The 22,608-nt window shown below is 67.7% G+C and carries 17 protein-coding genes; 11 read left to right on the top strand and 6 right to left on the bottom strand.

Annotated features, from left to right (window positions below):
• Window positions 1-902, bottom strand: a 902-nt coding sequence (locus N7590_RS15630; protein WP_279935715.1) for a M14 family metallocarboxypeptidase, incomplete at its 3' end; no start/stop codon positions are given.
• A gap of 131 nt (window positions 903-1,033) precedes the next feature.
• Here N7590_RS15630 and N7590_RS15635 point away from each other — a divergent pair.
• From N7590_RS15635 to N7590_RS15645, 3 genes are all read left to right on the top strand, one after another.
• Window positions 1,034-3,115 carry a TonB-dependent siderophore receptor gene (locus N7590_RS15635; RefSeq protein ID WP_164240373.1) on the top strand — a complete coding sequence of 694 codons (2,082 nt, stop codon included), beginning with the start codon at window positions 1,034-1,036 and terminating at the stop codon, window positions 3,113-3,115.
• 62 nt (window positions 3,116-3,177) lie between these two features.
• A complete protein-coding gene (locus N7590_RS15640; protein WP_053511819.1) occupies window positions 3,178-4,950 on the top strand; it encodes a chloride channel protein in 1,773 nt (590 codons plus the stop codon).
• A 101-nt stretch (window positions 4,951-5,051) separates the two neighbouring features.
• Window positions 5,052-5,768, top strand: coding sequence for an MgtC/SapB family protein (locus tag N7590_RS15645; protein WP_005409984.1), 717 nt, complete (start codon window positions 5,052-5,054; stop codon window positions 5,766-5,768).
• A gap of 56 nt (window positions 5,769-5,824) precedes the next feature.
• Here the strand turns inward: N7590_RS15645 and N7590_RS15650 are convergent, their stop codons facing one another.
• Window positions 5,825-6,232 (bottom strand): MerR family transcriptional regulator, encoded by a 408-nt coding sequence (locus tag N7590_RS15650; RefSeq protein ID WP_164240375.1) that lies wholly within the window; start codon window positions 6,230-6,232, stop codon window positions 5,825-5,827.
• A 63-nt stretch (window positions 6,233-6,295) separates the two neighbouring features.
• On the opposite strand from N7590_RS15650, the gene N7590_RS15655 reads away from it, so the two are divergent.
• Window positions 6,296-7,123: a class I SAM-dependent methyltransferase gene (locus tag N7590_RS15655; RefSeq protein WP_164240377.1), complete on the top strand. Its 828-nt coding sequence runs from the start codon at window positions 6,296-6,298 to the stop codon at window positions 7,121-7,123.
• Window positions 7,124-7,201: 78 nt separating this feature from the next.
• On the opposite strand, the gene N7590_RS15660 is transcribed toward N7590_RS15655, so the two are convergent.
• The 4 genes from N7590_RS15660 to N7590_RS15675 all read right to left on the bottom strand — a co-directional run bounded on the left by N7590_RS15660 (window position 7,202) and on the right by N7590_RS15675 (window position 15,559).
• A complete protein-coding gene (locus tag N7590_RS15660) occupies window positions 7,202-7,465 on the bottom strand; it encodes a hypothetical protein (RefSeq protein ID WP_006450485.1) in 264 nt (87 codons plus the stop codon).
• A 148-nt stretch (window positions 7,466-7,613) separates the two neighbouring features.
• Window positions 7,614-8,456, bottom strand: coding sequence for an OmpA family protein (locus N7590_RS15665; protein ID WP_164240379.1), 843 nt, complete (start codon window positions 8,454-8,456; stop codon window positions 7,614-7,616).
• A gap of 61 nt (window positions 8,457-8,517) precedes the next feature.
• The gene (locus N7590_RS15670) at window positions 8,518-14,343 is read right to left on the bottom strand and encodes an ESPR-type extended signal peptide-containing protein (RefSeq protein ID WP_279935716.1); all 5,826 of its coding nucleotides are present in this window, start codon (window positions 14,341-14,343) and stop codon (window positions 8,518-8,520) included.
• Between the two features lie 235 nt (window positions 14,344-14,578).
• Complete coding sequence (locus N7590_RS15675; RefSeq protein WP_279935717.1) at window positions 14,579-15,559, bottom strand: helix-turn-helix domain-containing protein; 981 nt, start codon at window positions 15,557-15,559, stop codon at window positions 14,579-14,581.
• A gap of 686 nt (window positions 15,560-16,245) precedes the next feature.
• Between N7590_RS15675 and N7590_RS15680 the strand changes: the two genes are divergently transcribed.
• From N7590_RS15680 to N7590_RS15710, 7 genes are all read left to right on the top strand, one after another.
• The gene (locus tag N7590_RS15680) at window positions 16,246-16,434 is read left to right on the top strand and encodes a Flp family type IVb pilin (protein WP_008265706.1); all 189 of its coding nucleotides are present in this window, start codon (window positions 16,246-16,248) and stop codon (window positions 16,432-16,434) included.
• Window positions 16,435-16,539: 105 nt separating this feature from the next.
• Window positions 16,540-17,085, top strand: coding sequence for a prepilin peptidase (locus N7590_RS15685; protein ID WP_164240383.1), 546 nt, complete (start codon window positions 16,540-16,542; stop codon window positions 17,083-17,085).
• Window positions 17,082-17,558, top strand: coding sequence for a TadE/TadG family type IV pilus assembly protein (locus tag N7590_RS15690; RefSeq protein WP_053508739.1), 477 nt, complete (start codon window positions 17,082-17,084; stop codon window positions 17,556-17,558). The genes N7590_RS15685 and N7590_RS15690 overlap by 4 nt, the downstream gene beginning before the upstream one ends.
• 23 nt (window positions 17,559-17,581) lie before the next feature.
• Complete coding sequence (gene cpaB / locus N7590_RS15695) at window positions 17,582-18,613, top strand: Flp pilus assembly protein CpaB (protein ID WP_053508737.1); 1,032 nt, start codon at window positions 17,582-17,584, stop codon at window positions 18,611-18,613.
• A gap of 18 nt (window positions 18,614-18,631) precedes the next feature.
• The gene (locus N7590_RS15700) at window positions 18,632-19,990 is read left to right on the top strand and encodes a type II and III secretion system protein family protein (protein ID WP_164240385.1); all 1,359 of its coding nucleotides are present in this window, start codon (window positions 18,632-18,634) and stop codon (window positions 19,988-19,990) included.
• 27 nt (window positions 19,991-20,017) lie between these two features.
• Window positions 20,018-21,274 carry a fimbrial protein gene (locus N7590_RS15705; RefSeq protein WP_053449995.1) on the top strand — a complete coding sequence of 419 codons (1,257 nt, stop codon included), beginning with the start codon at window positions 20,018-20,020 and terminating at the stop codon, window positions 21,272-21,274.
• Window positions 21,259-22,608: a CpaF family protein gene (locus N7590_RS15710; RefSeq protein WP_164240387.1), complete on the top strand. Its 1,350-nt coding sequence runs from the start codon at window positions 21,259-21,261 to the stop codon at window positions 22,606-22,608. Before N7590_RS15705 ends, N7590_RS15710 begins: the two co-directional genes overlap by 16 nt.

A 22,608-nucleotide genomic window follows, 5' to 3' on the forward strand; every position in this document is an offset into this window, starting at 1 on the left:
TAGTCCAGGGCCGAGCACACCGCGGCCACCTGTGCCTCGTTGCACTGCTGCGGCGTGGCGCGCGGGCTGTCCGGGTAGACCTCGGTGGTGGTCGTGTACTTCGCACCGGAGATGCCCGCGCACAGCGCCAGCTTCTCCAGCGGGTACTCGATCACGCCATGGGCGACCACCGGCGAACCGATGATCTCGCCCTTGTCGTCGGCCGGGGCGATATGGGTGACCTTTTCCACCGCAACGATCACCGCCTGCTGGAACGTCGGCTGCGGGTTCTCGCTGTCGTCGACCAGGTAGAAGCCGTCGGGAATCAACCCCGGCTCGAACGGCTTGCCATCACGCGCCGCCAGGGCCGGACGGAACTCGCTCTCGTCGCTGTCGGTGGTTTCATGCAGGTCGATGTGCAGCACGAACTGGCCCTGGTAGGGCGCGATCAGCTCGATCACGGCGGTCGACTCGCGGGCCGGGCCGTCGGCGCGGAAGTTGCGGTTGGGGTCGATCGCATCGAAGTTCCAGCGGTTGATGCGCTCGAAGCCCCACGGATTCACGCATGGTGCCACCAGCAGGTTGGCCTTGCCGGCATAGTCGGCGGCGTGCTTTTCAAGGAATTCCAGCGCCCCCATCACGCCACTGGTTTCGTACCCGTGCACGCCACCGGTGACCAGCGCGGCCGGCAGGGCCGGATTCCAGTCACGGCTGCGCAGGGCAAACAGGGTGTAGGTCTCGCCCGCGTAGTCGAGCTGGCCATAGGCCACCTTGTCGAAGCGCGAGGCCAGTGCCTCGATGCGCGGCAACACCTCCTGGTCATAGCGACGCAGGCGCTGCTGGCGGCCACGCCACTGCTCCCGTTCCGCCGCTCCCCACGGCTGGCCAGGGGTTCCGACGGGGTAGAAAGCGGCTTGGGACATGGCGAATCTCAGCGAGTCAGGAAGCAATCCATCACTCTACCACCCGGTCATCGGCATGAACCGCAGACGCATTCCATTGGCGAATGGAATCAGCAATAATTCTCATTTACGACCTTCCACGACCTGCACCGATGCCCATCAACGCCCTCCGACCGGCCCACCTGCCGCTGGCCGCCGCCCTCGCCCTGTGCCTGCTCCCGGCCGCCAGCGCCTTCGCCCAGGACGGCGCCACCACGCTGGACAGCATCCAGGTCTCCGGCAGCTGGCTGGGCACCGGCCTGCACGACAGCGTCAAGAGCTTCGCCGGCGCCCGCACCGTGGTCGACCGCCAGCGCATCGAGGCCAGCGGCGCGGCCAGCATCGGCGATGCCATGCGCCGCATCCCCGGCGTGCAGGTCACCGACAACTCCGGCACGGCCGGCAGTTCGGTGTCGTTGAACATCGGCGTGCGCGGCCTCACCGGTCGCTATTCGCCGCGCTCCACCGTACTGCTCGATGGTGTGCCACTGGCGGTGGCGCCGTATGGGCAGCCGCAGCTGTCGTTCGCGCCGACCAGCCTGTCCAACATCGAATCGATCGACGTGGTGCGCGGCGGCGGCGCGGTGCGTTACGGGCCGCAGAACGTGGGCGGCATCATCAACTTCAGCACCCGCGCCATTCCGACCGGCGCCGGCCTGCACGGTGAGGCCGGCGTGCGCTACACCGCCTACGACCACGGCGGCGGCGACAGCACCCAGTACAACGCCTTCCTCGGCGGCACCGGCGACAACGGGCTGGGCGCCGCCCTGCTCTACTCCGGCCAGGACGGCCGCGGCTGGCGCCAGGGCAGCGATGACCGCTTCAACGATCTCGCACTGAAGTTCGCCTACGCCATCGACGAACAGCAGGAACTGCGTGCCAAGCTGTCCTACTACGACGTGCGCTCACTGACTCCGGGCGGCCTGACCCGCGCGCAGTACGAGGCCGATCCGTTCCAGAACACCCGCCCGGCCGATTTCTGGAAGGGCCATCGCACCGGCATCGACCTGGGTTACACCAACACGCTCTCGGCCAACAGTGAGTTCGAGGTGCTGGCCTACTACAACGAGAGCAACCGTGCCAGCTCGCTGATCAATGCCGCCAACACCCAGCTGACCGTGCAGCCGCGCGACTACCGCGTGCTCGGCATCGAGCCGCGCTACACCCAGCGCCTGCACTGGGGCAGTACGGTGCATGACATCACCGCCGGCTACCGCTTCCTGCGCGAGCGCGGCAACGACCGCAGCTACACCGTCACCCGCCGCACCGGTGCGGCCAGCGCCACCACCCGCTTCGACAACGCCACCGACGCCCACGCGTTCTACATCGACGACCGCATCGCGGTCGGCCAGTGGCGGATCACCCCGGGCGTGCGCATGGAGTGGATCGACATGGACCGCCGCCAGTCTGGCGGCAGCGCGACCTTCAGCAGCCGCAACAACAAGGCCCTGCCCTCGCTCAACATCGCCTACCTGCTGACCCCGCAGCTGACCGTGTTCGGCAACTACACCACCTCGTTCGGGCCGGTGCAGAACATCCAGCTGAATTCGCAGAGCGCCAGCAACCCGCTGAACCCGGAAGTGGCCAAGACCACCGAGCTGGGCGCGCGTTGGCAGGACGGCGCACTGCGCGCGGAAATCACCGTGTTCAAGATGCGCTTCGACAACCAGATCCTGCAGGTGCCGGGCATCACCCCGCCGACCTTCCAGAACATCGGCGCCACCGACCACAAGGGCGTGGAAAGCGCGCTGGAATACCACTTCGCCGAGGACAGCGCGCTGGCCGGGCTGGAGCTGTACGCCAACTACACCTGGACCAAGGCGATCCAGCAGTCCGGCGACAACCGCGGCCTGGACGTGCCGTTCTATTCGCGCGACACCGACAGCGTGGGTGCCCGCTACGCCCTGTCCGGCTGGACCTTCAACGTTTCCAGCACCCACCAGAGTGGCCAGTTCTCCGATGCGGCCAACACCTGGGCCGAGACCGCCGACGCGCGCGTGGGCCGCGTGCCCGGCGTGCGACTGTGGAACGCACAGGTGGCCTGGCAGGTGCCGGGGCTGGGCGACAGTGAGATCGCGCTGGGCGTGAACAACCTGGCCGACAAGCGCTGGTACACCCGCAACGTCGACGGCAACGCCGGGCGCATGGTGGCCGCGCCGCGCACCTTCTACGTGCAGGGCCGCTACCGCTTCTGAGGCGATAGCCGCCCGATGCAGTGACGGTGGCGCTCACGGTGGCGGCGTATCATGCCGCCACCATGTCACTGCCCGTTTCGCCATCGCGCCTGCATGCGGCCTTCCAGGGCCTGCGCCTGCGCCTGCGTGGCAGCGACCTGTGGTTCATCGCGCTGGCGCTGCTGGTCGGCCTGATCGCCGGCTACCTGACCCTGCTGCAATCGGGCATCGCGCGCTGGCTGCAGGGCGCGCTGTACGGCCTGGACGAAGGCATGCGCCTGAGCTCCCTGCCCTCGTTGACCTGGACCGCGCTGCTGGTGCTGCCGCTGGGTGGGCTGCTGGTCGGCCTGGTCAGCCTGGCCGCGACCCGGCTCAAGCGGCCCCTGCTCGATGCGGTGGAAGCCAATGCGCTGCATGGCGGCCGCATGTCGATGCGCGACAACCTGATCGTGCTGACCCAGACCCTGCTGTCCAACGGCTGCGGCGCCTCGGTCGGGCTGGAGGCGTCGTATACGCAGATGGGCGCCGGCAGCGGCTCGCAGCTGGGGCGGGTGATGCGCCTGCGCCGCAACGACGTGCGCATCCTGGTCGGCGCTGGTGCCGCCGGTGCCATCGCCGCCGCCTTCGGTGCGCCACTGGCCGGCGCGTTCTACGCCTTCGAGATCGTCATCGGTGCCTACACCCCGGCTGCACTGGCGCCGGTCGCGGTCGCCGCGCTGGCCGGCGCGTTCGTGGCCGACCAGGCCGGCATCGAGGCCTACCTGCTGCCGGCAGCCTCGACGATTGATGTCCGCGCCGCCGACTACGCCATCTACGGCTTGCTCGGCTGCTGCTGCGCGATGGTCGGCATCGCGGTGATGCGGCTGATCGCCTCGATCGAAGGCACGGTCAAGCGCAGCCCGTTGCCGTTGTGGGGCCGGCCGGTGGTGGGCGGCCTGCTGCTGATTCCACTGGCGCTGGCCAGCCCGCAGGTGCTGTCGTCGGGGCATGGCGCGCTGCACCTGGACCTGACTACACATCTGCCGCTGATCTGGATCGGCGGCCTGCTGACCCTGAAGTGCCTGGCCTCGGGCATCTCGCTCGGGTTTGGCTTCCGCGGCGGCCTGTTCTTCGCCTCTCTGTTCATGGGAACCCTGGTCGGCGCCCTGTTCGCCGGCCTGCTGGCCATGGCCACCGGGGTGCCGGTGATCGACGCCACCTCCGCCGCACTGGCCGGGATGGCGGCGCTGGCCGCCGCCGTGGTCGGCGCACCGATGACCATGGCCATGCTGGTACTGGAAGGCACCCACGACTTCCTGTTGACCAGCGTGGTGATGAGCGCGGTGCTGGTCTCCAGCACGCTGGTACGGCAGTGGTTCGGCTACTCGTTCTCGACATGGCGCATGCATCTGCGCGGCGAGACCATCAAGAGCGCCCGCGACGTGGGCTGGGTGCAGAACCTCAACGCCGGCCGGCTGATGCGCAAGGGCGTGGCGACCGCACCGGCCGACCTCGACGCTGCCGCGTTCCGCCAGCGCTTCCCGCTGGGTTCGGGCAGCCGGGTGGTGCTGATCGATGGCGAAGGCCACTACGCCGGCATCGTGCAGATTCCCCGCGTCTATGGCGATGGCGTGAAACCGGAGACCGTGATCGGCGAACTGGCCGAGAACCGTGACGTGTCACTGTCACCGGCCGCGGACGTGGTCAGCGTGATGCAGCGCTTCGACCAGACCCAGGCCGACGAACTGGCCGTGGTAGCCACCGACGGCCAGGTGCTGGGCGTGGTCTCCGAAGCCTTCGTGCGCAAGCGCTACGCCGAGGAACTGGACAAGCGCCAGCGCGAACTGATGGGCGAGCGCGTCGAGGACACCGACTGACCCCGCAAAAGGGGACGGAGGGGATTAAGTCGTTTCCGGCACATCTGGATATCCACGCAGGGCGTGGATCTACTGTCACCTCCACCGGGTAGACTCGGGCCATGCGCTTCATTGAAACCTTCCAGGCCGGCCCCTTCGCCGACACCGTGGTCAGCCTACTGGCCGCCTTCGTGCTTGGCACGCTGATCGGCGCCGAACGCCAGTACCGGCAGCGCACCGCCGGCCTGCGCACCAACGTGCTGGTCGCGGTGGGCGCCGCTGCCTTCGTCGACCTGGGCATGCGCATCGCCGGCAGTGCCGAGGCGGTGCGGGTGATCTCCTACGTGGTCTCCGGCGTCGGCTTCCTCGGCGCTGGCGTGATCATGAAGGAAGGCATGAACGTGCGCGGCCTGAACACCGCCGCCACGCTGTGGTGCTCGGCGGCGGTCGGCAGCTGCACCGGTGCGGACATGCTGGCCGAAGGCGTGCTGCTGACCGTGCTGATCATTGCCGGCAACACCCTGCTGCGGCCGCTGGTGAATGCGATCAACCGCATCCCGATCAACGAGGCGGCGACCGAAGCGACCTACGAGGTGCGCCTGAGCGTGGATGCCGAAGCAGTGCCGCGCGTGCGCGAGCGGCTGGTCGATGCACTGGAGGCCGCGCAGTATCCGGTTGGCGATGTGCAGGTGGTCGAACATGCCGACGCGCCCACCGATGTGATCGCGGTCCTGGTCAGCACCGCCGTCAGCGCCGATGAACTGGACGTGGTGCTGGCGCGGATGGAACACGTGCCAGGCGTGCTGCACGCCACCTGGGAAGTCAGTACGCGCGATTGATTCATCCAGGCATGGCGTGGCGCAGTAGATCCACGCCATGCGTGGATGCGCTTCTCTCACCCTCCCGCGATGCGCTGCTGGGCCCTCAACAACTTGCGGAATGAGCCGCACCGGCGCGCATCCTGCGCCTCCGGGCAGGCCGCTGCCCGCTGCAGGTGCCGACGTATCCGCTGCAGCTGGCTGATCTGCCGCTGCAGTACCTCGGCCTGTGCCAGCAGGGCGTCCCGGTCCAGCGTGAGGCATCCGCGCAGGGGCGGCAGCGATACCCCGATCTGCTGCAGCGACAGCCCGGCCGCCTGGCCGAGGCCAATCAGCGCCAGCCGCTCCAGCACCTGCTCGTCGTACTGCCGGCGCATGCCGCGACGGCCCAGGGCCTGCAACAGCCCCAGCTGTTCGTAGTAACGCAGTGTCGAGGCCGGCACGCCACTGCGCTTCACCACCTCGCCGATATCCAGTTCACGCATGGGCTTGACCTCAAGTCGCCTTCAAGCGCCAACCTATGGGCAACTTCCCTGCAAGGCAAGGCCATGGCCAGCACATCCCCGGTTGATCAGAACACGCTCTGGAATGGCTCTGGCGGGCAGGTATGGGTCGCGCAACAGGCCATGCTCGATGGCCTGTTCCAGCCGCTGGCCGATCTGCTCGTCAGCGAGCTGCCGGATACCGTCACCCAGCTGCTGGACATTGGCTGCGGTACCGGCGCCAGCCTGCTCGCGTCCGCGGCGGCGCGACCAAAGGCGCACTGCACCGGCCTGGACATCTCCGCGCCGATGCTGGCGCTGGCCCGTCAGCGTGCCGCCGACGCAGGACTTGAGGCGGACTTCATCGTGGCCGACGCGCAGCAGCATCCGCTGCCGCCGGCACACTACGACTGGATCCAGTCGCGGCTGGGCGTGATGTTCTTTGAGGACACCGGCGCGGCCTTCGCCAACCTGCACCGCGCGGCGCTGCCCGGCGCCGGCCTTCGTTTCATTGCCTGGCGCGGCGCAGACGAAAATCCATTCATGACCACCGCCGAGCGCGCCATCGGCGATGCGCTGGATCTGCCGCCACGTGTGCCCGGCGCTCCGGGACAGTTCGCCTTCGCCGATGGCGAACGCGTGCGGCAGCTGCTGCTGGCCGCCGGCTGGAAGGATGTGGATGTGGTCGCCGTGGACCTGCCCTGCTCGATCGCCCGTGCCGACCTGCCGACCTACGTGGGCCAGTTGGGCCCGCTGGGTCTGGCACTGCGCTCGATGCCGGAAGCCCGCGCCGCCGCACTTCGCGACAAGGCACTGGCGGCGTTCGCCCCCTTCATCGAAGGCGACCGCGTGCGCGTGGAGGCCGCCTGCTGGCACGTAAGCGCCCGCGCCTAGAAAAAGGGACGGAGGGGATCAAGTCGTTCTTGCCCCGGCAGTGCCGGAAACGACTTAATCCCCTCCGTCCCTTTTTACCTACAACGCTTCGCCGGCATCGGCCAGGCGCGATTCGATGAGCGCGTACCACTGCTGCAGAACGTCGATCAGCATGTCCAGCTCGGCATCGGTGCGCTGTGCGCGGCCGCTGCGCAGGCAGGCCTGGGCTTCCTGCAGCTGGGCCAGGAACCCCGCCACGGTATCGGCCTGCAGGATCAATCCCGGCAGCCGCCGCCCGGGAATACGCACCACGGCGTGGTTGCCGAGCTGGCCGTACACACTCAGTGTGGTTTCCGTCTTCATGGAAAGAGGCAGGAATTGGGCATTCATCGCGTGCACCATGGAAAACCTGAGCCGCCGGCAGGCGTGGATGACGGGGGAGACGTTGCCACGTCCTGCCGACGGTCAGGGGGGACTCGGAATGCCGGGGTCATGCCCCGGCGCAGGAATCTCAGCGCGGATGGGCCATCCCGGCGATCTGCACCCGCCGATTCGGTGCCAGGCAGGCAATCAGCTCGCGGCGGTTGCGCTGCTCGCACTGCACGATCGGCTCGGCGGCCCCGCGGCCTTCGGCACTGATGCTGCCGGCAGGCACCCCACCCTGCACCAGTGCGTTGCGCACGGCGTCGGCGCGGCGCTGCGACAACGCCTGGTTGTAGCTGGCGCTGCCGATGCGGTCGGTGTACCCGGTCACCCGGATCGACTGCACCTGCGCCGCCTCGCGCACCTGCGCCAGGATGCCCTGCACCGCCTGCTGGCCTTCGGCGCTGAGCTTCGCACTGTCGAAGCCGAACAGTGCGTCGGCAGACAGCCGCAACGGTTGTTCCGGCAATGGCGCCGGTGGCGGTGCCGGCGGTGCCGGCGGCCGCGGTGGGTCGAGCACGGCCGCGCACGATTCCGGCTTCCAGTACCCGGCCTGGGCAATGCCCTTGCCGTCGAAGCGCACCTGGAACTGGCAGGTGAAGTACTCCGCGCCCTGCGCGGTCCGGAAGTTGAACAGGTAGTTCCATTCACGCACGCCCCACATGCCTTCGTTGAAGTGCGGCGTGCCCAGCAGAGTGTAAAGCTGGCGCTTGCTCATGCCCGGCGCAAAGCGGCGCAGATCGGCGACGTCGGGATAGGTGCCTTCCTTCAGCGAGGCTTTCGATGCCTCCGGGAAGTGCACGGCGGTGGCTTCGGCGGGGCCATCGGCAGCCGGCGCATGGCTGCGGCAGGCGGCCAGCAGGCCGATTCCCAGGATCAGTCCCAGTGTCGCGGCAACGTGGCCGGCCCGGGCGATGCGATGCTGTTTCATGTCATTCCCCCTGTTGACGTTTCCGCGCTGCCGGGCCGCGTTGGCGGCCCGGCGGCGGCGATCACCACTGGATGCCGGCACCGACGGCCACACCGGCCTCGCCACGGCTGTTGGTGGAACCACTGAACTTGTAGATCCAGCGCCCGCCTTCGGAGACACCAGAGATGCCCAGCGCCACGCCCGATTCGCCGTTGTAGCTGCCGGCGGCGATCGAAGCCATGCTGCGGCCGGCTTCGCTGGGCTGCGGCAGCGCCGCAGTGGCCATCGCCGAGGCGATACCGGCCGAGGCGCGGTTGTCGGTCTTGCGCAGGTCGCGCTCGAAGCCGCCCATGCGCTCGTCGGTGTAGGCCTTCGACCAGTCCAGGGTCTGTGCCATGCCCGACTTCAGCTGGTCGACATTGACCGCATCGGTGCCGGCAGTACCGGCGGCAACGTTGCGGACCGTGGTCGGGCCGCTGCTGGTGCTGCCGAGGGTGACGCTGTTGAAGTTGGTGGCACCGTTGACCGTGGTGTCGTAGCGGATGGTGCCCTGCTGCGAGGCCTGCAGCTGGCGAACGTTTACTGCATCGGTGGCCTGCGAGCCGTCAGCCACGTTGACCACCTGGCGCTCGGCACCGGCGGCACCGACCGACACCGTGTTGGCCCGGTTCGCCACCGAACCCGCACCCAGTGCCACCGAGTTGTCGGCCTGTGCCTGCGAACCGTTGCCCAGCGCAGTCGAATTGGCACCGGCAGCAGTCGAGCCTGCGCCACCGGCGGCCGAGTTGGCACCACTGGCGGACGGGTCGGCCAGGTTGTTGGTGTTGTTGGCGCGGAAGCTGCCGGCCACGTTGGTGATGTTCTGGATCTTCTGGTCGGTATAGGACTTGGACTGGTCGATGGCGTAGTTCACGCCGTTCTTCAGCTGGCCGACGTTGGTCGCATCGTGGTCGTCGGAGCCATCGGCAACGTGGGTGATCTTGCGTTCGTTGCCAGTGCTGCCGACCGACACCTCACCGGCCGAGCTGCTGGCACCGGTCTGCCCGTAGGCGCCGGTGTAGCCGCTCTGCGCGCCGACGCTGGCCACCGAACCGGCACCCAATGCCACACTGTTGCCGGCACTGCTGCTGGCGCCGTTGCCGACCGCCACGCTGTTGGCACCTGCGGCACTGGCCTGCGGGCCGACCGCCACCGCTTCGGCACCGGCCGCGGTTGCAGCCGCCGCCGTCGAGTTCACCGCCAGGTAGGCACTGCCACCACCACCGTTGGTGATGCGCTGGTTGAGGACTTTCAGCGAGCCGTCCACCGCGCTGAAGGCTGCGGTGACGTTGTTGTAGTCGCCGCTGGTGAAGCTGCCATCGGTGGCGATGCTGGAGATGCTGAACTTCGGCGCGGTCCACACATTGGTGGTGCCGTTGAAGGCGGTGCTGCCACCGAAGTAGTTGGCGAGGGTGCTGTGGGTGCTGAACAGCTGGTCGCCGGTGATGGCATCGCTGCTGCCGGCCAGGATGCTGCCGGCGGCGACGTTGGTCACCTTCACCGCTCCGGTGCCGGTGCCCTTCAGCGAGACACTGTTGATCACGTTGCCACTGCCGTCGACGTCGTACTTCACCGCCAGCTTGTCGATCTCGCCGGTCTGGTCGGCAACGTTGGCCAGCGAGTTGCTGACCGCATCGAAGGCGGTGCCGACGTCGTTGTAGCTGCCCTTGGTGATGGTGCCATTGGCGGCGATGTTGTTGATCGAGTAGGTCGGTGCGGTCAGCACACCGCTGGCGTTGACCGCTGCGCCGCCGCCCAGGTGGGTGGCCACGGCCTGGTTGGCAGCGAACAGCTGGGCACCGTTGATCGCCTCGCTGCTGGTGGCACTCACCTGGCCCGGGCCGAGGTTGCGCAGCGTGGTGGCGGTGCCGCCCTGGCCCAGCGTGGCGCTGGCATAGTTGACGCTGCCGTCGCCATTGAGGTCGTAGCGCAGTGCGCCGGCCGCGGCCGCCTGCAGCTGGCCGACATTCACCGCATCGGTGGCGGCGGTACCGGCTGCCATGTTGGTGACCTGGCGCTCCGCACCCGCCGCGCCGACCGACACGCTGTTGGCGCGGTCGGCCAGGCTGCCGGCGCCGACGGCGATGCTGTTGGCAGCGGTTGCACGGGCGTTGGTACCGACCGCGATCGAGTCGGTGCCGCTGGCCACGGCCTCGGTACCGGTCGAATTGACGCGCAGGTACTTGGTGCCGCCGTTGCGGATATCGGTGATCTGCGTGTTGAGGTTGACCAGCGATCCATCGACCGCTGCAAAGGCATCGGTGGCGTTGGTATAGAGGCCCTTGGCGATGGCACCTCCGGTGGAGATGGTGCTGATCTCGAACAGCGGCGCGGTGAAGGCGCCCGTGGCCGGGTCGAAGGCCGCACGACCACCGAAGAAGCTGGCGATGGCGGCGTTGGTGCCTGCCAGCTGTCCGCCGTTGACCGCCTCCAGGCTGCCGGCAGTGACCGCGCCGCCGGCAAGGTTGCCGATGGTGGTGGTACCGGTGCCCGCGCCCAGCGTGACCCGGCGATAGTTCGGGTTGCCGGCACCGTCCAGATCGTAGGTCACCGCGACATCGGCCACGCCATTGATCAGGCTGATCGCGCCCTTCAGCTGGGCCACATTGACCGCATCGGTGTTGGCGCTACCCGCGGCGAGATTGGTGATCTGGCGCTCGCCACCGCCTGCGGTACCCACCGACACTTCACCGGCCGAGACCTGCGGCGCGGTGAGGCCATAGGCGCTGTAGCTGGCCTGCGCACCGCGCAGTGCGGCCGAGCGGTAGCCGAGTGCGACCGAGTTGGCCTGGTTCGAGGTGGCCTCCGCGCCCAGCAGGGTCTGTCCGTTGGCGGTGCCGACGGCGCTGTCGCCGACAATCACCGAGTGGCCCATGCGCGCGGCATAGTCGGCCGTCGGTACGCCGGTCGGGTTGCTCGGATCGTTGGTGCCGGCACCGGGGAAGGCGACATTGGCATCCACCTTCGGCAGTTCGTGGCGGGCGTTGGCACCGATCACCACTTCCTTGGAACCGTTGGCGAAGGCGCCGTCACCCATCAGCACCTGGTAATCCTGTGCGGCATTGACCGCCCAGCAGGAGATGTCGGCCAAGGCGATGTCGAGGCACTTGGCTGCCCATGCCGGCGAATCCTTCGGCAGCAGCAGGCCAAGCAGGCCGCCCGGATTGCCGTTGTTGATGTTGTAGATGTAGCTGTCGGAGGTGACGCCACCGATCAGGGTCAGGTGTGAGCTGCCACCGGTAACCGCACCGCCCAGGCCATTGAGCGTGCTGCCGACCGGCGACAGGTTGACCACCGGCAGACCCAGCACGTTGACCGTCGAATAGGTCTGCATCACGTTGGCATTGCTGAGCTTGAGATTGCCGTTGCTCAGGTAGCCATTGCCACCGAACAGGCTGGTGGTGGTCGGACCGATCAGCTGGCCAACATTACCGACCAGGCCGCCGGTGCCGATGATCAGGCCGGCATTGGGGTCGGCGGCAGCCGGCGCCTTCGGACTGGTCGGCGGAATCGCAGAGGGTTTGGTCAGGCCGAGGCCGCTGAGCGTGCCACCGACCAGGCCACCCACGGCGCTGCCCAGATTGCCGAGGGTGCCATTGAGATTGCCATTGAGCAGGTTGCCCACGGCGCTGCCGACGTTGCCAAGCGTGTTGCCCAGCACCCCACCCAGGCCACCGGTGCTGCCGCCAGTGGCGCCGTTCAGCACGCCACCGACGGTGCTGCCAACGGTGCCGACTGCACTGCCCACGGTACCGACCGTGCCATTGAGGGCACCGCCGACGGCTCCACCGACCGTGCCCACGGTGCCATTCAGTGCGCCACCCACGGCTCCCACGGTGTTGTTGAGCGTGCCGCCCACGGCACCACCCACGTTGCCGACCGTGCCGTTGAGGGCACCGCCGACGGCGCCCACGGTGTTGTTGAGCGTGCCGCCCACCGCACCACCCACGTTGCCAACCGTGCCGTTGAGGGCACCGCTGACGGCGCCACCCACCGCGCCGACTGTGCCGACGGCACCGTTCAATGCGCCACCGACGGCGCCCACGGTGTTGTTGAGCGTGCCGCCCACCGCACCGCCTACGTTGCCAACCGTGCCGTTGAGAGCGCCGCCGACCGTACCGACAGCACCGTTCAATGCGCCGCCCACGGCCCCCACGGTGTTGTTGAGCGTGCCACCCACCGCACCGCCTACGTTGCCAACCGTGCCGTTGAGGGCACCACCGACGGCGCCGCCCACCGCGCCGACTGTGCCGACCGCGCCATTCAATGCGCCACCCACAGCACCCACGGTGTTGTTGAGCGTGCCTCCGACGGCACTGCCCACGCTGCCGACTGTGCCGTTGAGAGCACCACCGACGGCGCCGCCCACCGCACCGACGGTGCCGACAGCACCATTCACTGCGCCACCGACGGCGCCTACGGTGTTGTTGAGCGTGCCTCCCAGGGCACCGCCTACGTTGCCAACGGTGCCGTTGAGAGCGCCACCCACTGTGCTGCCGACCGTGCCGACCGCGCCGTTCAATGCACCACCCACAGCTCCCACGGTGTTGTTGAGCGTGCCGCCCAGGGCACCGCCTACGTTGCCAACCGTGCCGTTGAGGGCACCACCGACGGCGGCGCCCACCGCGCCGACTGCGCCGACCGCGCCATTCAATGCGCCACCCACAGCACCCACGGTGTTGTTGAGCGTGCCTCCGACGGCACTGCCCACGCTGCCTACCGTGCCGTTGAGCGCACCACCGACTGCGCTGCCGACCGTACCGACAGTGCCGTTCAATGCGCCACCGACGGCGCCCACAGTGTTGTTGAGCGTGCCACCCAGGGCCCCGCCCACGCTGCCGACCGTGCCGTTGAGGGCGCCACCGACAGCATTCCCAGCGGCGCCCACCACACCGCCAACCAGGCCACCCACACCCAACGCGCTGTTCTGCGCCGCTACGGTTGCCTGGCCCGCCAGCTTGAGATTGCGATCCGCCACCACTTCCTGCCCATCCGGCGCCTGCACGCGCACCTTGCCGGCTACGCCGGTGTCGAAGGCCGCGGTGATCGCACGGTCGTGGGTTTCTCCCGGCAACTCTTCCTTGGCCGGCAGGGTGACCGCTGCCGTCGCCTTGGCCTGCCCGTGAGCGTCGATCTGATGGCCCGCCACCTTCAGCTTCGACTCCAGCGCACCATCAGCCGCTGCCTTCAGGCCTGGCAGGCCTCCCGCCGACGCAGCACTGACGCCGGCCGCAGCCTTCGCACTGCTGTCGATCGACGCCACCTGCGCGCCCGCAAGACCGACCTTGGCCTTGGCGCGTGCGTCTGCGGCAATGCCCAGCGGCGCCTGCGCCGCCGGCGCAACCTGTGCAGCCAGCGATGTATCCACCTGCGCGCCCCGTACCGCAGCATTGCCCAGGCCTACGCTGGCGCGCACATCCGCCGCAAGACCCGGTACCGCGACCTGCTTCGGCGTGCTGTTGGCCGCCAGCTTCACCTGTACGGTGGCCGGCAGCACATCACGCACCACCGGCAGCGACGCCGTGCTCAACTGCAGGCCAACGCGCGCATCCGCGCTGATCGCCGGGCTGCTCTGCGCCTGTCGCACGGCAGCTGCCAATGCAACTTCGGCATCAACCTTGACCGGCATCGGCTGCGTGTACTTGGCGGCAAGCGCCTGCAGGTCGCGCAGCGATTGATTCGATTCGGATGCCCCCGCGTGCCCACTGGCCAGCGCACACAGCAGGGCAAGGGCCAGGGCGGTCGGCACCAGCAGGACACTGCGCGGATCACGGGCAGCGCTGCCACCGCTGTCGCCCGTGGCCAGTTCCGAGGCCACAACCAGAGCATTGAGCTGGCGGTTCCATACACGCCGGTAGATGCGGTTCATGAGCATTTCCCCCGTAGGCGAACAACTGGAATGTCAGTGGACTTGCCGCTAGGCAGGTGACTGACATTTCAGCGCGGGCGGAAGCCACGGCGCACTTCATTCCGGCACGGCAATCGCGCATTCCGGCAAATCCACGGCCGGAATCGGCAGCCGGTTATGCAGAAGCGGCAACCATATCGGCAAGCGGATGTGCAATTCCGGCAGAAACCGCGGAAAAACCCTTGTGCCGCTTGATTCAGGCCGGCTGGCCAATCTGCGCCGGGGCGCGCATCAGGGTATCGCGGGGCAGCTCGCCAAATACCTTGCGGTAGTTGTCGGCCAAGCGGGAGAGGTCCCAGAGCCCGCAGCTGAGCGCGATCGCCTTCACCGAGCGCCGGCTGGAATCAGCCATCGACAGGCTGCGGCAGGCCGCGCACAGCCGCAGCATCGACAGATAGCGGTTGGGCGATGTACCGAACAGGTCTTCGAAGGCGTAGCGCAAGCCACGCTCGCTGACCCCGGCCGCATCGCATATCTCATTCATGTAGATATTGCGGCGCAGGTTGAGCCGCATGAAGTTTTCCGCGCGCTGCGCAATCAGATAATGCGTTCGCCGCGCGCGGCTGCAGCCGGGCCGGTCGGAAGCGCCGGCCCCGAGCAGCGCCTGCACATGCTCGTGCAGCAGGCGCTCTGCCTCTTCTGGCTCCAGGGTGCCGCCCTGCCCCAGCTGGACATGCAGCTGCTGATAATGACGCGCAAGCGGCGCCGATTCGCTGGACAGGTTGAAAAGCGACAACGCCTGTCCGGCCGGCGGCGTGCTGCGCAGGCTCAGCTCGGTCAGCTTGCGCTGCACACGCGCAACCGGCACCAGCATCAGGGTCAGGTGCGTACCAGGGCTCAGCGTGAACTCGCTGATGCCCTCCGGCATTACCGTCAACGCCATTCCCGGCGTCAGTGGAACGCCGTGGCACCAGCTCAGTGTCTCGTCGGTCGCGTGCAGGTATCCCAGCATCGCCCAGTCCGGTGGCAGCATGAAACGGCCGCGGCAATGGAATCCGCAGCTGATGCTGCAGAACAGCGCTTCCTCGTGCACACGCGAAGCGAATGCCGCCCGCGGCCCATTGCCATCGAGCAGCAGCAGTTCGACATCGCACACCCGAAGCACACCGCTCAGCGTCGCCAGATCGATCGATCGCAGGCCGCCGTCGTCGCTGTCTCCTACCCCACCATCGACCATGACAGTGTCATCCCCCATTGATCCGTCACACGCTGCGGCCCCCACTGCCTGACAGGGCCACACCTTTCCACGAACATCCGTCGTTGCCGGGACGGGCGCAGCCAATGCCATGCAAACTGCCCGGGAATTGCCACAACCTGAAGTTGAGTATGCCCGATAATCCACCTGGGTAAACGTGCAGACTGCATTGAAGAAAATAGATACACAGGTGAAGAAAATGTGGCCGCCACTGGCACGGTTTTCGCATGCGATCAAAACGACATCACATTATCTGCACGTCAATGAATCGTTTTGCCGAAGAACGGATTTGCGTCACAGAAACAGCCTGAAAGTTTAAGCATTGACGGGTTTCTGCCGAATTTGCATATAGGTTCCAGTTGCAGCCAACCGCCATTCAGGCAAAGTCGATAACACGGTGATCCGGCCACTTCAACGCGGCCGCACCCTGGGGGAGCACATGACCATGGCCTTATTGCACGACATTCCGACCAGCGGCGCAGCGTCGCGCGGTGGACGGCGCGCGGCCGGCATTTTCCCCTGGGCTGATCACCCTGCTTGAGCACGGCGGGCACACCCCGTCGTGCCTCCCCCGCCAGGACGCGCGGGGGTCCACGGACGATCCCGGCGGAGCCGGGCCACCGCCCAACAGGTGTCCTGCAGCAGACAGGTAGAGGGAGAAAATCACCATGAACGCATCGATCCGCACGTTCCTGAAGGAAGAAGACGGCGTTACCGCGCTTGAATATGGATTGCTGGCGGCGGTCATTGCCGGTGTCCTGATCGCGGTCGGCCGCACCCAGATCACCTCGTTTTTCACAACGCTGTTCACGCACCTGACGGATATCGCCAAGGACGCCACCACGGCGGCGAAGTAAACGCGGCGGATATGGACCGATCCAAACTCCGGTAATAGTGAAAATACTGGAAGCAAGGTCGGGGAGTTTCCAGGGACAGCCCGGTATCGGGCGACGGAGTGTGCGATGACACTGCTGGGATTGTTGGCCATCGGCGTGTGCCTGCGGATTGCGATCAGCGATCTGTATGCCCGCCGGGTGCCGAACGCCTGGCTGCTTGCCGCGTGCGCGTTGGCTGTACCGCTGTTGATCGCTGGCCAGTTCAGTACGCCGCGCCTGCCGTGGGGATCCCACGTTGCCGGCGCGGCGCTGGGGCTGGTCGCATTGCTTCCGTTCTACGCCGTGCGCTGGATCGGCGCGGGCGACGTGAAGTTCTTTGCGGTGCTGGGCCTGTTGCTGGGATTGGAAGCGCTGCTGCCGATCTGGGTGGTCGCCAGCCTCGCCGCCGGGCTTCATGCGCTGGTGGTGCTGGCCTCGCGCCGCCTCGGCCCCATGCTGCCGGCCGGCCTGCAGCTGCAGATGACCCGGGCCAGCTCGCAGTGGCAGACACATCCTGCGCTGCGCGAACTGCAGAGCGCACGGCAGGGACGCCACGGTATTCCCTACGCGGCCTATCTGGCGCTGTCGGCCATCGGCTGGATCATCATCCAGGTCTACGGAGGTGTTTCATGAACACTCGCAGCCCTCGCCGGCAACGCGGCGTGGCCAGCATCGAGTTCGCACTGATGCTGATGCTCGGCTTGCTGCCGCTGCTGCTGTTCACTTTCACCGGGGTGATGATCATGGCCGCGCAGCAGACGCTGGCGACCGCATCCGCAGAGGGAGCACGCGCCTCCCTGCGCTACGGCACCAACGCCCAGCGCCGCACCGCGGCCTGTGTCGCAGCACGCAACTCAATGCAGTGGCTGCTGCAGTTCTCCAAGCAGGACGTGGACTGCAGCGCAGGCGGCAGCAATGCCATCGTGGTCGCCGCGCCCGCACCCTGTGCGGGGCTGCCCGCCGCGCAGTGCATCACCGTCACGGTCAGTTACGACTATGCCGGCCACCCCTTCCTGCCCGGCACCGCCACCCTCTACGGGTGGGTGATGCGGGCTCCCATCCGCAGCGTCGCGGTCGCCCAGCTCGACCTCGGCAGCGGCACCTGACGATTGGTACAGGAGACGGTTCCATGCTCAAGTTGACCCGCATCGCCGCCGTCGCCCTGATCGGCCTGGCCGTGCTGCTGGCCGTGATTGCACTGATGATCGGCCGCAAGCCCGACGCGCCGGTACATGTGGCGCCGGTTGCCAGCGCGGACCCGCAGGCCATCACGGTGGTCGAAGCCGTCGCCCGGCTGCCGGCCGGTGAGCCGATCACCGCCAACGGGCTGCGACTGGCCCAGCGCACCACGCCGGTCGCCGGCGCTGCGACCAGCATTTCCACCGTGGTCGGCAAGGTTCCGGTCCAGGACATTGCAGAAGGCAGCGCGATCAGCAGCTCGGCCCTCGCGCAGGGCTTCTCGCTGCAGCTGCGGCCCGGTGAGCGAGCACTGGCGGTACCGGTCGACGAACTGGTCGGCGCGGGCAATCGCATCCTGCCCGGTGATTTCGTCGATGTGTTCCTAAACCTGCGCACCGCCCAGCCGAGCGCAGGGGGCCCGGGCGAGGCCGCACAGGCGCGCCTGCTGCTGTCGCGCCTGCGCGTGCTGAGCTATGGCCAGCAGGATATCGCGCCCAACCCGGGCGATACGGCCGGCAGCACCGATGGCAGCGAACGCAACGACGCACGCGCGGCGGACATCACCGGCAGCAGCCCTGGCGCCAGCGACCAGACCCGCCAACCAGCGCGCAGCGCGGTACTGGCGGTACCGGTGGCGGACGCCAACCGGCTGCTGCTGGGCGCCCAGCAGGGCAAGCTGTTCCTGGCACTGCGCAACCCGGCCGATACCGGCCTGCCCGACCTTGCCCTGTTCCCGCAGGCGCCGGGCGTGATCGATCCGCTGCGCGGACTGGATGCAGAGCAGCAGGTGGCCCTGCAGCGCCCCGAGAACCATGCCTTCGCAGGCATCGATGGCGATGCGCTGGCCGGACGCGGCGCCGCCCCGACGCGCGTCAACCCGCAGGCGGCGCCGCGCGCACCGGCGGTCCGCCACGGTGCACCACGCGCCTCCGGCATTGAAATCATCCGGGGTGACAGCTCTGCTCCCCGTGGTTCCCTCTGACCTGCCCCGAGTGCATCCATGACCCAACGCCGACTGTCTCCACGCCCTTCCCCTCGCCAGCGCTGGCTGGCCCTGATGCTGGTGCTGCTGGCACCGGCAACAAGCGTGGCCGCCGACGATCTGGTGCTGCAGGCCCGTGAGCAGCGTCCTTGGAGCCTGCCCGCCGACCTCGAGCGCGTGGCCATCGCCGACCCTGGTGTCGCCGACATCGTGATGCTGCGCGGCCAGCGCCAGGCGCTGCTGGTGGGCAAGGCGCCCGGCACCACCACATTGCTGCTGTGGCACCGCAAGCAGGCCGAGCCACAGCGCGTGCAGGTGCGCGTGCAGAGCGCCGTGCAGGGCGCGGCGAGCACCGGCACGAGCGGCCTGCTGTTCACCCAGCAGGACCAACAGGGCCTGCTGCAGGGAAGCACGGACAGCGTGCTTGCGCACATGCAGGAACAGCAGACTGCGGCGATGGCACTTGGCAAAGAGGGCCAGCTCGCCGACGCGTCGACGGTCAGCAGCGGTGGCGTGGTCCAGGTCGAGGTCAAGGTGGTGGAGTTCAACAAGACCGCCCTGAAGCAGATCGGCATCAGCTTCCAGAACCGCAACGGCAGCTTCGCCTACGGCATCGCCCGTCCCGGCGGCCAGCTGCCCGGCAACACCGGCATCCTGCCCGGCATGAAGGAAGGCGAATCGGGCAACGAGTCCACTTCACCGATTTCCTCGGCGTTCCGCCTGGTGTTCGGTTCCACCAAGGGCCTGTGGAATGCCGATGTCGACCTGCTGCAGAGCAACGGCATGGCCCGCGTGCTGGCCGAGCCCACCCTGGTCGCCTTGTCCGGACAGAGCGCCAGTTTCCTGGCCGGTGGCGAACTGCCGATCCTGGAACCGCAGGGCCTGGGCACCACCACCATCACCTACAAGCCGTTCGGCATCGGGCTGACCGTGACCCCGACCGTGCTGGCACCGAACCGCATCGCACTGAAGGTCGCGCCGGAAGCCAGCGACCTGGACTACAGCAATTCGATTGCCCTCAATGGTGTGCAGATCCCTTCGATCACCACCCGCCGGGCCGACACCACGGTTGAACTGGGTGACGGCGAGAGCTTCGTCATCGGCGGCCTGGTCAGCTCCAACGTGGTGTCCAGCGTCAACAAGATTCCGCTGCTCGGTGACCTGCCGATCATCGGCTCGTTCTTCCGCAATTTCGACTACAAGCGTCAGGACAAGGAACTGGTGATCATCGTCACGCCGCGGCTGGTGCAGCCGCTTGCGCGCAACACCGAACTACCGCTGCCCGGCGCACGCGAAGCCAAGCCGAACCTGCCCGAATGGGGCTCGTGGCTGCTCGGCCCGATCAGCCAGGACCCGGTGCCCGGCTTCTCACGCTGATTCCATGATGCCTGCGATACCACGACCATGCCCTACGCCACCGCCCAGCCACTGCATCCACAGGGACCACCGATGAACCTGGTCCTGTACGGAATGGATCGCGAACTGCTGCCCCGGCTGGCTGCCAAGTTGCCGCCGACCACGACCCTGCACTGGCAGGACAGCAACGCGCCGACCTCCGCACAGGACCTTCAACGCGGGGGCCAGAGCCTGGTGCTGCTCGATTTCCGCCCCGAACACGCGGCCGCCTCCAGCGCACTGGCCCAGCAGCTGCAGCAGACCCAGCCGGACCTGGTGCTGGTCGCGGTCGGCGCCACCAGTGCCGGCCAGGTCGAAGGCGTGGTGATCGCGCTGCGCGCCGGCCTGCGCGACGTGCTGGACCTGGACAGCGACAACGCCGGCATCGAAGCCGCGTTGCGACGCGCGCTGTCACCGCGACCGACGGCCTCGCCACAACTGGCGCACAAGGCTCGCCTGATCGTGCTGCTGGGCGTGCGTGCCGGGGTCGGCACCAGCACCCTGGCCGCGCACCTGTCAGTGCTCGCGCAGCAGACCCGCACTCTCGCCCAGGGCGAAGCGTTGCAGCAGGATGGCCTGCTGATGGAGCTGGCACAGCCGTCCGGCGATCTCGCGCTGTACCTCAACCTCGACAGCCGCTTCCACTACGAAGACGCGTTGCGCAACGCCAGCCGCATCGATGCCACCCTCGCCCGCACCGCCATGGCCCGCCATGATTCCGGACTGGTGCTGCTTGATCGGGCCGGTGGCAGTGACGCGGTGCCGCCCTCCGATCCGGGTGCACTGCTGCAGCGCCTGCGCGCGGTCTTCGCCAGCGTGCTGTGCGATGCCGGCGGCTGCCCCCTGCGGCAGTTGCCGCCGCTGCTGCTGGATCAGGCCGACGAAATCTGGCTGGTCACCGACGCCTCGATCGCTACCCTGGTGTCGCTCGACCAGGCGCTGAAGCATCTGGCGGGTCAGCGCGAACGCGAGAAGCGGCTGCAGCTGGTGATCAATCGCCACGACGACAGCAGCGGCATGAGCCCCGAACAGATCGCGCGCCGCTTCGAGGTGCCGCTGCTGGCCACCTTGCCCGAACGTCCACGCGTGCGCCTCGCTGCCAGCCAGGGCCACCTGCTGCTGCAGGACGCACCGCGCGACCCCTACCTGCGTGCCCTCGCCCCGCTGGTTTCGCGCCTGGACCCGGCTGCATGCCCGGTGCAGGCACAGGGACTGCGGGAAAGACTCTCCCTTGCCCTGGGTGGATCGCAATGGAAGACAAGGTAACCCCGTTCCCGCATGCCGCCACCCGCCCGGTGCTGCCCGACAACCCGCCGGGCCACCTGCCGTTCGCGCAGACCGAGCAGTACCAGAAGGTGCTGTCGGCCGCGCATGAGCACCTGCTCAACAGCATCGAGGATGAGCGAATCGACATCGATTCCTGGGCGCCGGATACCATCGCACGCTGGGTGCAGGTGCAGACGGTGGGCTTCATCCAGGAATGGCGCATCCCGATCAATGAAGAAGAAATGCAGGTGGTCGCAGAAGGGCTGGTCAAGGAGCTGACCGGCTTCGGCCCGCTCGACGACCTGCTGCATGATCCGTCGATCGAAGACATCCTGATCAACGGCTTCAAGGACGTGCACGTCTCGCAGGGTGGCCAGCTCAAGCGCGCCACGCAGCGCTTCACCGACGATACCCACCTGTTGCGGATCCTGCGGCGCATCCTCGCACCATTGGGGCGCCGCCTGGATGACTCCAACCCGATGGTCGATGCGCGCCTGCCCAATGGCGGGCGACTCAACGCGATCATCTCGCCGCTGGCGGTGGATGGACCGATGGTCTCCATCCGCAAGTTCCGCAAGGATCCGTTCACGCCTGACGAGCTGCTGGCCAAAGGCACCTTCGACGCGCCGATGCAGGCGCTGCTGAAAGCGATGGTGCTGGGCCGCTGCAACATCCTGGTGTCGGGCGGAACCAGCTCCGGCAAGACTTCGCTGCTGAACGCTCTGGCCAGCTACGTGCCGCCCAATGAGCGCGTGATCACCGTCGAGGACACTGCCGAACTGTCGCTCAACCACCCGCACGTGGTGCGCCTGGAAAGCCGTATCGGCGGCGCCGAAGGCCATGGCGCAGTGAGCATCCGCGACCTGGTGCGCAACAGCCTGCGCATGCGGCCGGACCGCATCGTGGTCGGCGAAGTCCGTGGCGCCGAGGTGCTGGAAATGCTGCAGGCGATGAACACCGGCCACGACGGCTCGATGGCGACCATCCATGCCAATTCACCGCGTGATTGCCTGTACCGCATCGAGATGCTGGCAGGTTTCGCCGGCTTCCAGGGCAGCGAGGACAGCCTTCGCCGGCAGATTGCCAGTGCGATCGACTTCATCGTGCAGATCTCGCGGCTGGGCAGCGGCCGCCGCGTGCTGGTCTCGATCACGGAAATCACCGGCGTCAGCGACAACCTGATCACCACCCAGGAGATGTTCCGGCACGAACTGCAGATCGACGCAAACGGCCGGGAGATCGACCGCTGGATCGGCCTGGGCTTCCAGCCCCACTCGCACAAGCTGGAACCGTTCCGCCAGCTGCTGCGCGAATCGCTGTACGGAGACTATTGA

It is taken from the genome of Stenotrophomonas sp. GD04024 (assembly GCF_029837545.1).
Taxonomy (GTDB): domain Bacteria; phylum Pseudomonadota; class Gammaproteobacteria; order Xanthomonadales; family Xanthomonadaceae; genus Stenotrophomonas; species Stenotrophomonas forensis.